Consider the following 12451-nt stretch of genomic DNA (forward strand, 5'->3'; position numbering starts at 1 on the left):
ACCGGGCGTTACAAATGCGCCTCGATATACCGCTGATAGCGGTTCGCCTTCAGGTAACACAAATCCACCAGCACCAGCCCGTCCACGCAGTTGCTGAACGCCGGGTCGCTGCCGAAATCAATAAACTGCACCCCGCCGGGCTCGCACAGCTCGGAATACTGCTTGTAGAGCGGCGGGATGCCGCATCCCAGATTGCCGAGCAGCGATTTCAGCCGGGTCAGGTCCTCCACGTAATCCTCGCCACCAAACTGCGCCAGCACCTCGGGTAGCGAGGCGGGATAAGGGCGTCGCGAGGCGGCCAGCGGATGGCTGGCCGGGAACCACAGCCGGTAGAAAGCCACCAGCAGATCCCGCGCCGCGGGCGGTAATCCGCCGGAAATAGAGACCGGGCCGAACAGGTAGCGATAGTGCGGATAGCGCGCCAGATAGGCACCAATCCCGGACCACAGGTAGTCCAGCCCGCGCCGTCCCCAGTAGCGCGGCTGAATAAAGCTGCGCCCCAGTTCAATGCCGTGCTCAAGGATATCCTGCATTTTGTCGTCGTAGTGGAACAGGCTGTAGCTGTAGAGCGCCTCGGGTTCGCGCATCGCCGTCGGGATAAAGCGGTAGGCACCGACGATCTCCAGATCCTCGTCATCCCACAAAATCAGGTGCAGATAGTCATCATCAAAGCTGTCGGTGTCCCGGCGCTTGCCGCTGCCTTCCCCCACCGCGCGAAAGGCGATCTCCCGCAGCCGTCCCAATTCCCGCAGGATCGGTGCCTCTTCCTGGCCGTTGCGCTGCCACAGATAGATGCTTTTGCCATCGGCGGTGGTACCCAGACACTCCGCCTGCGCCAGCTCGCGCTTCAGCGTCACCCGGTCTTCCGCCCGGGCAATGGCGGATTCGGTTTTGAACACGCCCGGCAGCCCTTTGCCGAGACGCAGCACGTGCTGGCGACACTGCTCGGCCATCTCACGCGGGGAGAGCGTGGGGCTGAACCAGTGACTCCAGCCGATCTGCTGACCGATTTTCACCGGCAGGCGGCTATGGCGACGGCGGAACATCTGCTGCATCAGCAGCAGCATCGACAGGTTCGGGGAGAGCAGGGTGCTGGCATAGAACAGCAGGCTGTTGCGGGCGTGGATATTCATCGGCAGCAGCGGCGCGCGGAATTTGCCCGCCAGCTTGATAAAGCCGGGGTGCCACTTTTTATCGCGGATCCCGGTACGCGTCGGGCGGGAGACTTCCCCGGCCGGGAAGAAGATCAGCACGCCGGCATTTTGCAGGTGCTGCTCCATCAGGGTGAATGACGATTTCGCCGTCCGTCCGCCCATATTGTCCACCGGGATAAACAGCGAGCTCAGCGGCTCCAGATGCGTCAGCATGCGGTTGGTCACCACCTTCACATCCCGGCGCACCCGGGAGACGGCATACAGCAGCGCCAGTCCGTCCAGCGTACCGGTGGGGTGGTTAGCCATAACGATCAGCGGGCCGTGAGCGGGAATTTGTTCGAGGTCGTGAGCCGGAATGGTGCAGAGGATATCGAGATGTTCCAGAACCTGTTCCACCATATCCAGCCCCTTCAGGTGGCGGTGGTCGGCGGCAAACTGTTGAAACTCTTCTTCGTGGAATAACTTCTTTAACAGCCTTTTTTGCCAGGGTGCAGGCCTCGCCTGCGGCCAAAGGTCATCGAGAACGCTGTCGAGACTAAACATGGTGGCACCTCCTGCTGTCCTGCTCAGACAGTAGAAGCGCCAGATGTCGGTTGTATTGCAGTGTGGTGAAGGTTTGTCGTAGGCCGGGTAAGGCGAAGCCGCCACCCGGCACTGCCGATTAACGCAGAATTTTCTTCTCGGCCAGATCCAGCGCGAAGTAGCTGAAGATCAGATCCGCGCCCGCGCGTTTGATCGCCCCCAGGCTTTCGAGGATCACTTTCTCTTCGTCGATCGCCCCCGCCTGCGCGGCGAATTTGATCATCGCGTACTCACCGCTCACCTGATAGGCGCCCAGCGGCAGGTCGGTGCGCTCGCGAATATCGCGCAGAATGTCCAGATAGGCGCCGGCCGGTTTCACCATCAGGCAGTCGGCACCCTGAGCTTCGTCGAGCAGCGATTCGCGGATCGCTTCCCGGCGGTTCAGCGGGTTCATCTGGTAGGTTTTGCGATCGCCTTTCAGCGCGGTGCCCGCCGCTTCACGGAACGGACCGTAGAAGGAGGAGGCGAATTTGGTGGAGTAGGACATGATCGCGGTATCGGTGAAGCCCGCGGCGTCCAGCGCCTGGCGAATGGCCTGCACCTGGCCGTCCATTGCGGCGGACGGGGCGATAAAGTCAGCGCCTGCGGCGGCAGCTACCACCGCCTGTTTGCCGAGGTTGAGCAGGGTTGCGTCGTTATCCACGCCGTGATCGCACAGCACGCCGCAGTGGCCGTGGGAGGTATATTCGCAGAAGCAGGTGTCGGACATGACGATCATCTCTGGCACCGTCTCTTTGGCGATGCGCGACATACGCGCCACCAGACCGTCCTCTTTCCAGGCATCGCTGCCGGTGGCGTCGGTATGGTGGGAGATGCCGAAGGTCATGATCGACCGGATACCGGCGTTGGCGATGCGCTCAATTTCTCGCGCGAGGTGTTTCTCCGGAATACGCATTACGCCCGGCATGGCCTCGATGGCTTTGTAGTCATCGATCTCTTCTTCAACAAAAATCGGCAACACCAGATCGTTTAAGGTCAGTGTTGTCTCTTCAAAAAGCGCGCGCAGAGCCGGGGATTTGCGCAGACGACGGGGACGAGCAATTAAATCGTTCATGATATGCCTGACGAGTGTGAATCAAAGAGAGCCAGTGTACCCGAAATGCCCGTCGTCTGTTTTACTAAAGTTGTCGTTTAGCCCGCAGAATGCGGGGCGGGGTGGTCTGGCTTTATTTCCCTGTTTACATTTCATCGTTTGAAATAAGTTTACGCTCTATTTACGTAAGATAAATCTGTGCCAAAAATATATCCAACCCAGGTAACATCCTAACCTGGCGTGATTCTATTTTTATGTGCGCGGTGTTACTTATTTATTTTATCGCTTGTTTGCTTTTGTTTTATAACTCTCAATGATCTTTCACCTTTAATATCTTTTCTTTCGAATAAAGTTAACTTCTTGAAAATTATCTGTATTTTTATTATTTTTTATATTTCAAAAAGTATTTAACTTATTCTGTCTGTTTCCGGACATAATTGCTGGATTCATTGAACCATTTTGTTTCGAGGCTGCATAATTCGCCTCGCAATATATTTGCACTGTATTTACGGACAAACTTGCTTACGTCCCTGAGGAGGGATGACCCAATGCAAACATGGAAAAAGAAACTTGTTGTATCTCAACTTGCATTAGCCTGCACGCTGGCTATCGCTTCTCAGGCCAATGCAAAAGATATTTCTGGTAGCACTTACAACACCTTTGGTTACGATAATACCGCCACCTCGGCCTGGTATAACGGATATACCGACTGGAATTACTCTTCTGCGGCCCACGATGGCGATATCTATCCCGTCATCAATAAGTCGACCGTAAACGGCGTGATCTCAGCGTATTACCTGGATGATGGCGCGGGCGGTCGCGCCAATTCTCTGTCTATTTCCAACAGCACCATCAACGGGATGATCACCTCTGAGTGCATGACCACCGAGTGCGCGGGCAGGCTGAACGCCGACGGCACGACGCATCAGCAGTACGATCGTTTTGCGCTGACGGTGGACAACACCACCATCAACGACACCTATGAGCATTACGCTTACGAGGTGGTGAACGGCTCCACGACCACTACCCAATACTGGGATACTCACGCGCTGGGCAACGCCATTACCCTCGACGTGGAATCTGACATCGTTATCCAGAACAACTCCCGCATCGCCGGGATCACCCTGACTCAGGGTTATCACCAGCTGGATAACACCCCGTACGATTCTGTCATCGGCATCGAAGACAACAGCCATGTCTTCACCAACACCCTGCAGGTGAAGGATTCCGTTGTCACCTCCGGCGCCTATAGCGATCTGGGCACCAGCGGCTTTTATGGCCAGTCGGCTAAACCGAGCGATTACGGCGAAAGCTCAGCCACCGCCTCTGACGATGCGGCGCTGATTGTTAGCGCAAGCAGCGCGGATAACGCCATGCGCACCACGGCGAACTTCGATCACTCCACCCTGACCGGCGATGTGCTGTTCACCAGCACCTTCGACAATAACTTCTACCCGAATGGCGATCCGGCCACCGATACCACCGCTGACGGCGTCTACAACCCGACCACCAACGGCTGGGACGGGACCGACAAACTGGATCTGACCCTGACCAACGGCAGCAAGTGGGTCGGTGCGGCAGTCTCCAGCGTTGAGGCGATTGGGCCTGCTCAGATGTATGGCCTCGGCTACAGCAGCGTCGACTGGCGCAGCCTGGTGCCGAACAGCATCTGGCCAGAGTCGACCTTCAACAGCAACGGTCACCTGGTGGGTAACCAGGTTTATCAGAGCGGCCTGTTCAACGTCGCGCTGGATAACGGTTCCGAGTGGGATACCCGTAAGCAGTCCAATATCGATACCCTGACCGTCAACAACCGTTCGCAGGTGAACGTGGAGAGCTCCAGCCTGCTGGCTGACAGCATCACGCTGACTAACGCCTCAACCATGAATATCGGTGATTCCGGTGGTGTGGCAACCGACAGCCTGTACCTCGACAGTGCCAGCCTGACCACCCTGACTCAGGAAACGGCAGAGCTGTACGCTAACACCATTACCGTGGATAACCGTGCAGAGCTGGCGCTGGGTCTGGGCCAGGTCGATACCCACAAACTGGCGCTGACCGACGGCGGTGTGCTGAACGTTGCCAGCCGCGATTACGTGTTCAATTCCGATCTGAACAACGCCCGCTACGTCACCAACGATATCCACCAGGCAGAGTACGACTTCGGGACAATCGCCCTGAACTCGGATGGTCACCTGGCGGTGAACGGTGAAGTATCCGGTAACTACAAAGTGCGTCTGGATAACGCAACCGGTGCCGGTTCCGTTGCCGATTACAAAAACAAAGAGATCGTCCGCATCTACGATAACAACGCGGATACGCAGGCCAGCTTCACCGCGGCTAACAAAGCCGATCTTGGGGCTTATACCTATCAGGCTCAGCAGCAGGGCGACACCGTGGTGCTGCATCAGGAGCGCCTGACCGATTACGCCAACATGGCGCTGAGCATTCCGTCAGCCAATACCAACATCTGGCATCTGCAGCAGGATGCACTGGCTAACCGTCTGACCAACAGCCGTCACGGCCTGACCGACAACGGTGGTGCATGGGTGAACGTCTTCGGCGGCAATTTCGACGGCGATAACGGCACTATCCACTACGATCAGGACGTCAGCGGCATCATGGTGGGTCTCGATACCCATATTGACGGCAACAACGCCGACTGGATCTTCGGTGCGGCAGCGGGCTTTGCCAAAGGGGATATGAACGATCGCAGCGGCCAGGTGGATCAGGACAGCCAGACCGCGATGCTGTACTCCGCGGCGCGCTTTGCTAACGATGTCTTCATCGACAGCTCCCTGAGCTACTCGCGCTTCAATAACGATCTCTCTGCCAACATGAGCACGGGTGAATACGTCGATGGCAACACCACGACCGACGCCTGGGGCTTTGGGCTGAAACTGGGCTACGACTGGAAACCGAACGATGCTGGTTACCTCACGCCGTATGCCGCAATTTCCGGCCTGTTCCAGTCTGGCGACGACTACCGCCTGAGCAACGATCTGCGCGTAGGCAGCCAGTCTTACGACAGCATGCGTTATGAAGCCGGTTTCGACGCGGGTTACACCATCGGTTACGGCGACGATCAGGCGCTGACACCGTTCTTCAAGCTGGCCTGGGTGTATGACGATGCCGGTGAAGATGCCAAAGTTAACGGCGACAACATCGATAACGGTGTGAAAGGTTCCGCGGTTCGCGTGGGCCTGGGTACGCAGTTTAGCTTCACCAAAAACTTCAGTGCCTACACTGATGCCACATACCTCGGTGGTGGTGATGTTGATCAAAACTGGGGCGCCAACCTCGGTGTGAAATACACCTGGTAACACGCCTGATGCGGGGAGGCATGCCTCCCCGCTTTTTAGCGTAAGTTAAGGATGACTCGAGACCTGCATGAACCGGTATGCAAAACCCCTTTCTGAATTCTCCCGGCTCGAAAAGTGCCTCTTTGCGCACAGCACGCCGTTCAAACTGTCTGCCCAGCTTCCGGTGTTTGGGGAGCGCAATGAAGAGAATCACTGCGCCGTCGTGCTGCAGTCAGGATCGCTCAGTATTCACCGCCAGCAGGATGATTTGCTGGTCGAGATTGTCGCCGCGCCCTACATCTTCGGCATTAACGCCGGCATGATGGGCTGCAGCACAGAGTATCTGCTGGTGACGCAATCCCCCCTGTTCGGGGTTCTACCTTCCCGCCGCCAGCGCTCGCCATCTGATCCAGCAGGCCGGTCTATGGTCTGATGCGTTCTGCTGGCTCTCCTGGCACCATCGGGTGATGGAGATCCGCGATAAGCAGCTGGTGGGCAATAACTCCTACAGCCAGATCCGCGCCACTCTGCTGGATATGGCCCAGTGGGATGAGTCGTTACGGATGCGGGTCGGGGTCATGAGCTACATTCAGCGTCGCACGCGCATTTCGCGTTCGGTGGTGGCTGAGGTGCTGGCGGCGTTACGGCAGGGGAACTACATTACGATGGACAGGGGCAAACTGGTTAGCGTCAACCGTTTGCCCGCTGAATATTAGTCTAAGGACGCGGGGATAGCCCGCGGCTTGTTCTCGCTCAGTTCGACCACCAGCTGGTTGACGCCGTCGCTCATATTGACGAAACGCGTGAGCGGCGAGCGCGTCACCACCACGAACACACCCACGTTAGACTGCGGGATCATCGCCATATAGGTGATAAATCCGCCGCCGCCGCCGGTTTTCTGGATGATACCCGGACGACCGTTTTTCGGTGCCATATAGACCCAGCCGAGGCCCAGCGCGTCCGCGCGGCCTGGCACATCCATGCCAATTACCCGCGTTAACTGACTGCGTTGATAAATCAGCGTCTGCATTCTGTCGGCCTGATTGCTGCGCGCGTAGAAATCAGACGTGAGGAACTGCTGCATCCAGCGCATCATGTCGCCCGGGGTGGAGTAAACCCCGCCGCTACCCACTGCCGCCAGGGTGTTGTTACACGGGCTGGCCCCTTTCTCCGCCACCATCAGGCGCTTGCACTGATCGGGGGAGGGGGTAAAGGTGGTGTCTTTCATCCCCAGTGGACGGGCGATTTGCTCGTCGAACAGCTGGGCATAGGGTTTGCCCGCCGCGTTGCCCAGCGCATCGGCCAGCAGATCGAACGCGAGGTTTGAGTAGGCGGCCTGCGAACCCGGCGCCGATTTCAGGGTTGCCGTCGATAACCAGTTCCAGCGTTGATCCCGGGTAGGCCAGACAAACACCGGACGATGCGCGGCGCCGCCCGGCTGTTCGCGCGGCAGGGCGCTGGTGTGGGTGGCAAGGTTAACGAGCGTAATAGGCGCGCCCTGGTAAGTCGGCACCCGGGCACCCGGCGGGGCGTATTTGCTTAACGGATCGTTCAGCTTCACCACACCCTGATCGAGCAGCTTCACCAGCATCTCACTGGTCATTAATTTGGTCAGGGAGGCAATGCGGATGACCGAATCGAGCTGCGGATGGACATTGTTCCCCGGACGTGTTTCGCCAAAGCTGCGGAATACGCGCTGGTTGCCGTCAATCGCCACCAGGGCCATCCCCGTTGCGCCGCTGCCGTAAAAAATATGATTCGCATAGCGATCGACCACATCCGAAGCAAAGGCCGGATCGGCAATCGGCTGGGCAGGGGCAGCCTGCACGCAGGTGAGGGTGGCCGCATACAGCGCGGCGGAGAGTAACAGACTACGTTTCAACGAAAGCATCCATGAAGTGAATGAAAAAGTATGCGTATTTATACTACTAAACGGCGTATTGCAAAGGCCTGAACAGCATAACGATAGCGTGAAAAACGTAACCATGGGTAAATACAAACAATTTCGTTATTACCGATCTCATGTTTTGTGACATTACGCTTATGATACCCGTCAGGTTCATTTACTTTTCCGCGCAGGTGGCGGTTGACGGCGAACTAAAACCAGGCCGGCAGGTCTGATAATCCGTCGTCCACAGCAGTAGCGATAACTACAAGAAGGAAGCGTTATGTTTAAGTCGTTTTTCCCCAAACCGGGACCCTTTTTCCTTTCGGCCTTTATTTGGGCTCTGATCGCTGTCATTTTCTGGCAGGCCGGTGGCGGTGACGGGTTTGCGCGCCTGATCGGTGCCACGGGCGATGTGCCCATCAGCGCGGCGCGCTTCTGGTCGCCGGGCTATCTGCTCTTTTATGCCTATTACGCGTTCTGCGTCGGGGTGTTTGCCCTGTTCTGGTTTATCTACTCGCCGCACCGCTGGCAGTACTGGTCGATTCTCGGCACCTCGCTGATTATCTTTGTTACCTGGTTTCTGGTGGAGGTCGGGGTGGCGGTCAACGCCTGGTATGCCCCCTTCTATGACCTGATCCAGACCGCGCTCAGCGCGCCGCATAAAGTCACCATCAACCAGTTTTATCACGAGGTGGGCGTGTTCCTCGGGATTGCGCTGATCGCCGTTGTTATTGGTGTAATGAATAACTTCTTTGTCAGCCACTACGTGTTCCGCTGGCGTACCGCGATGAACGAATACTATATGGCCCACTGGCAGCAGCTGCGCCATATCGAAGGTGCCGCCCAGCGTGTGCAGGAAGACACCATGCGCTTTGCTACCACGCTGGAGGACATGGGGGTCAGCTTTATCAACGCCATTATGACCCTGATCGCCTTCCTGCCGGTGCTGGTGACGCTGTCGGCCCACGTGCCGGATCTGCCGATTGTTGGTCATCTGCCGTACGGTCTGGTGATCGCCGCGATTGTCTGGTCGCTGATTGGTACCGGTCTGCTGGCGGTGGTGGGGATCAAACTTCCTGGTCTGGAGTTCAAAAACCAGCGCGTCGAGGCGGCCTACCGTAAAGAGCTGGTCTATGGCGAAGACGATGCCAGCCGCGCCTCGCCGCCGACGGTGCGCGAGCTGTTCGGCGCGGTGCGTCGCAACTATTTCCGCCTCTATTTCCACTACATGTATTTCAACATCGCCCGCATCCTTTATCTGCAGGTGGATAACGTTTTCGGCTTGTTCCTGCTGTTCCCGTCGATTGTGGCCGGTACTATCACCCTGGGTCTGATGACGCAAATCACCAACGTGTTTGGACAGGTACGCGGTTCGTTCCAGTATCTGATCAGTTCATGGACCACGCTGGTGGAGCTGATGTCCATCTATAAACGTCTGCGCAGTTTCGAACGTGAGCTGGATGGTCAGGATCTACAGGAAGTGACCCATACATTGAGTTAATACAGGGAGTCGTTATGTCTTTTACCGTACCGCGTGCGTTACCGCTGTCCTTGCTCGCTGCCTTTGTGCTGGCGGGCTGTGCCGAAAAAGGGGCCGCTCCGCTCAAAAAAGGTGAGAAGCCTGTGGATGTGGCCAGCGTAGTGCGACAAAAAATGCCTGCCACGGTGAAAGACCGGGACCAGTGGGCCTCGGCGCTGGCAAAAACCTTTGAGAGCCAGAAGATCGCCCCCACCGAGGAGAATATCTGCTCGGTGCTGGCGGTAGCGCAGCAGGAGTCGATGTACCAGTCCGATCCGGCGGTGCCGGGGCTGAACAAGATCGCCTGGAAAGAGATCGACCGCCGGGCGGAGAAGCTGCACGTCCCGGCGTTTCTGGTCCATACCGCGCTGAAAATCACCTCGCCGAACGGCAAAAGTTACAGCGAGCGGCTGGATACGGTGAAAACCGAGAAACAGCTCAGCGCCATCTTCGACGATATGATCGGTACGGTGCCGATGGGGCAGACCCTGTTTGGTTCCCTGAATCCGGTGCATACCGGCGGGCCGATGCAGGTGAGTATCGCCTTCGCGGAAAAGCATACCGACGGCTATCCGTGGAAAATCGAGAATACGGTGCGCCAGGAGGTTTTCTCCCTGCGCGGGGGCCTGTGGTTCGGCACTTACCATCTGCTGAACTATCCCGCCAGCTATGATGTGCCGCTCTATCGCTTTGCTGACTTTAACGCCGGCTGGTATGCCAGCCGCAATGCGGCCTTCCAGAGTGCCGTCAGCCGCGCCAGCGGGGTGAAGCTGGCGCTGGACGGGGATCTGATCGTCTACGGCAGCAGCGAGGCAGGCAAGACCGAGCTGGCGGTGCGCAAGCTGAAAGGTAAGCTGGGGATGAGCGACAGTGAAATCCACAAGCAGCTGGCGAAGGGCGACAGCCTGGCCTTTGAGAAAACCGAGCTTTATCAGCAGGTGTATAAACTGGCGGAGCAGAAGAGCGGCAAGAAGCTACCGAAGGCGATACTGCCGGGGATACAGCTTGAGAGCCCGAAAATCACCCGTAATCTGACGACCGCCTGGTTTGCCCAGCGCGTTGACGATCGCCGGGCGAAGTGTATGGCGCTAAATTAACGGTAGCGGCGCCAGCGCACCACCAGGGCAACGGCGCCCAATACCACCAGACCCACCAGGAACGGGATCAGCCCAAACACGGTGCCGACGCCCAGCCCAATCTCCACGCGGGGACGGACAGAGTCTTCGACCTGCATCAGGTGTTCATACACGCCAGGCGCATGCACAAGGATGTTCAGCAGCTGTGAGCCTGCCCAAAAGCAGAACAGCACAAACAGAGCGTATGCAATATTTCCTGCCGTGGAGGTCTTAGGTTGTCTGGTGCTGAAAATCGGCTTCGACATAGTAAAGTCTGCCATAACTACCTCCGCAATGTTCTGTCTGGCTAAATGCCTGTTGTACACGCTGAGTTTGACAGCTCATGGCAGATGTCAATATCGGAATGATGGTAATTTGGCCTGGGGAATTCTCCTGGATGTGCGATTTTTGCCATACATCACAGATTTTTTACTTAAGTGAAATTCACTCTCATTTCAGATTTTCCGCACAGGCCGCAGACCTGACGACAAAACTGTGCGAGGATAGATTTTTTCTTCTGGAGCGACCATGAAACTGCCTGCCAAAATCCGCCGTGACTGGCATTTTTACGCCTTTGCGATTGGGCTGATCTTTATTCTGAACGGAGTGGTGGGGCTGCTGGGCTTCGAGGCGAAGGGCTGGCAAACCTATGCGGTAGGGCTGGTGACCTGGGTGGTCAGTTTCTGGCTGGCGGGCTTTATCATTCGCCGTCGCCCGGAAGAGACGACGGCAGAGAACGTGGATTAACCGTTTACGGAAACCTGCAGCGCGCTGTCAGCAGCATGTCGCTCCAGCGCCAGTTCAATCAGGCGGGAGATCAGATCCGGATAGCTCAGGCCGCTGGCCTGCCACAGTTTCGGATACATGCTGATGTTGGTGAAGCCTGGCAGGGTGTTGATTTCATTGATAACGACGCGGTTATCCGCCGTTAAGAAGACATCGACACGGGCCATGCCGCGACAGCCCAGCGCCTGATACGCCTCGATGGCAATGGCGCGGATCGCGTCGTTGACCTCAGCATCCAGCGCGGCGGGTACCACCACCTGCGCGCCCTGGTCGTCGATGTATTTGGTGTCGTAAGAGTAGAACTCGCTGTTCAGCACCACTTCGCCACAGGTGCTGGCCTGCGGGAAATCATTCCCCAGTACCGCGCACTCAATCTCACGGCCTTTAATTCCCTGTTCCACCACCACTTTGTGATCGAAAGTGAAGGCCAGGCGCACCGCCTCGCTGAACTGCGCTTCGCTGTTCACTTTGCTGACGCCGACGGAGGAGCCCTGGTTCGCCGGTTTGACGAACAGCGGCAGGCCAAAGCGGGCGCTGAGATCGGCAAAGCTGTGCTGGTCGCGGTTGGCGCGCGTCAGGGTGACAAAAGGTGCCACGTTCAGCCCGGCATCGCGCAGCAGGCGCTTGGTGACGTCTTTATCCATGCAGGCGGCGGAGCCGAGCACGTCGGAGCCGACGAACGGCAGGTTGGCCATCCGCAGCATCCCCTGCAGGGAGCCGTCTTCGCCCAGCGTGCCGTGGACAATCGGGAAAATGACGTCGAGGTGCGAAAGCGTCTCTCCGGTGCTGGCATTGATCAGCTGGCCCTGCTGCACGCCTGGTACGGCGGCAACGCTAATCTCGGACGGGTTCAGCGCGATATGCGCCGGATCGTCGGCGTTAAGCAGATAGCCCTGCTCGTCGTTAATGTGCCATTGACCCTGTTTATCGATTCCTAACAGCACCACCTCAAAGCGGCTCTTATCAATCGCGTTAACGATATTTTTGGCCGATTGCAGCGACACTTCGTGCTCGGCTGATTTTCCCCCAAAGACAATACCTACCCGCAACTTCGCCATCACTTCGCTCATCC

Annotated in this window: 9 protein-coding genes and 1 pseudogene; 5 read left to right on the forward strand and 5 right to left on the reverse strand. The window is 57.3% G+C overall.

The genetic code is table 11. The annotated features are described in order from the left end of the window. Window positions 1-8: 8 nt before the first annotated feature. The gene (locus AAHB66_RS04695) at window positions 9-1697 is read right to left on the reverse strand and encodes a GNAT family N-acyltransferase (protein WP_347115368.1); all 1689 of its coding nucleotides are present in this window, start codon (window positions 1695-1697) and stop codon (window positions 9-11) included. Window positions 1698-1815: 118 nt separating this feature from the next. Beyond that, window positions 1816-2790, reverse strand: coding sequence for a porphobilinogen synthase (hemB, locus tag AAHB66_RS04700; RefSeq protein WP_106992090.1), 975 nt, complete (start codon window positions 2788-2790; stop codon window positions 1816-1818). Window positions 2791-3317: 527 nt separating this feature from the next. On the opposite strand from hemB, the gene AAHB66_RS04705 reads away from it, so the two are divergent. After that, a complete protein-coding gene (locus AAHB66_RS04705; RefSeq protein WP_347115369.1) occupies window positions 3318-6092 on the forward strand; it encodes an autotransporter outer membrane beta-barrel domain-containing protein in 2775 nt (924 codons plus the stop codon). Window positions 6093-6159: 67 nt separating this feature from the next. Beyond that, a pseudogene (locus AAHB66_RS04710) lies at window positions 6160-6787 on the forward strand (helix-turn-helix domain-containing protein). Here AAHB66_RS04710 and ampH read toward each other — a convergent pair. After that, window positions 6784-7953, reverse strand: coding sequence for a D-alanyl-D-alanine-carboxypeptidase/endopeptidase AmpH (gene ampH / locus AAHB66_RS04715; RefSeq protein ID WP_347115370.1), 1170 nt, complete (start codon window positions 7951-7953; stop codon window positions 6784-6786). The pseudogene AAHB66_RS04710 and the gene ampH overlap by 4 nt on opposite strands. Window positions 7954-8239: 286 nt before the next feature. On the opposite strand from ampH, the gene sbmA reads away from it, so the two are divergent. Then, window positions 8240-9460 (forward strand): peptide antibiotic transporter SbmA, encoded by a 1221-nt coding sequence (gene sbmA / locus AAHB66_RS04720; RefSeq protein ID WP_347115371.1) that lies wholly within the window; start codon window positions 8240-8242, stop codon window positions 9458-9460. Window positions 9461-9474: 14 nt separating this feature from the next. Then, entirely contained in the window at window positions 9475-10575 is a 1101-nt protein-coding gene (locus AAHB66_RS04725) for a DUF1615 domain-containing protein (RefSeq protein ID WP_347115372.1), read from the forward strand. Here the strand turns inward: AAHB66_RS04725 and AAHB66_RS04730 are convergent. Continuing rightward, the gene (locus tag AAHB66_RS04730) at window positions 10572-10874 is read right to left on the reverse strand and encodes a DUF2755 family protein (RefSeq protein WP_347115373.1); all 303 of its coding nucleotides are present in this window, start codon (window positions 10872-10874) and stop codon (window positions 10572-10574) included. The genes AAHB66_RS04725 and AAHB66_RS04730 overlap by 4 nt on opposite strands. Window positions 10875-11121: 247 nt before the next feature. On the opposite strand from AAHB66_RS04730, the gene AAHB66_RS04735 reads away from it, so the two are divergent. Next, window positions 11122-11340 (forward strand): DUF2754 domain-containing protein, encoded by a 219-nt coding sequence (locus AAHB66_RS04735; RefSeq protein WP_347115374.1) that lies wholly within the window; start codon window positions 11122-11124, stop codon window positions 11338-11340. Here AAHB66_RS04735 and ddlA read toward each other — a convergent pair. Then, window positions 11337-12437, reverse strand: a complete 1101-nt coding sequence (ddlA, locus tag AAHB66_RS04740; protein WP_347116425.1) for a D-alanine--D-alanine ligase — start codon at window positions 12435-12437, stop codon at window positions 11337-11339. The genes AAHB66_RS04735 and ddlA overlap by 4 nt on opposite strands. Window positions 12438-12451: the final 14 nt, after the last annotated feature.

It is taken from the genome of Leclercia sp. S52 (assembly GCF_039727615.1).
GTDB classification, from domain to species: Bacteria; Pseudomonadota; Gammaproteobacteria; order Enterobacterales; family Enterobacteriaceae; genus Enterobacter; species Enterobacter adecarboxylatus_B.

Coding starts and splice junctions, on each gene's coding strand:
- AAHB66_RS04695 (WP_347115368.1), bottom strand. CDS start 1,697: ATGTTTAGTCTCGACAGCGTTCTCGATGACCTTTGGCCGCAGGCGAGG.
- hemB (WP_106992090.1), bottom strand. CDS start 2,790: ATGAACGATTTAATTGCTCGTCCCCGTCGTCTGCGCAAATCCCCGGCT.
- AAHB66_RS04705 (WP_347115369.1), top strand. CDS start 3,318: ATGCAAACATGGAAAAAGAAACTTGTTGTATCTCAACTTGCATTAGCC.
- sbmA (WP_347115371.1), top strand. CDS start 8,240: ATGTTTAAGTCGTTTTTCCCCAAACCGGGACCCTTTTTCCTTTCGGCC.
- AAHB66_RS04725 (WP_347115372.1), top strand. CDS start 9,475: ATGTCTTTTACCGTACCGCGTGCGTTACCGCTGTCCTTGCTCGCTGCC.
- AAHB66_RS04730 (WP_347115373.1), bottom strand. CDS start 10,874: ATGGCAGACTTTACTATGTCGAAGCCGATTTTCAGCACCAGACAACCT.
- AAHB66_RS04735 (WP_347115374.1), top strand. CDS start 11,122: ATGAAACTGCCTGCCAAAATCCGCCGTGACTGGCATTTTTACGCCTTT.
- ddlA (WP_347116425.1), bottom strand. CDS start 12,437: ATGGCGAAGTTGCGGGTAGGTATTGTCTTTGGGGGAAAATCAGCCGAG.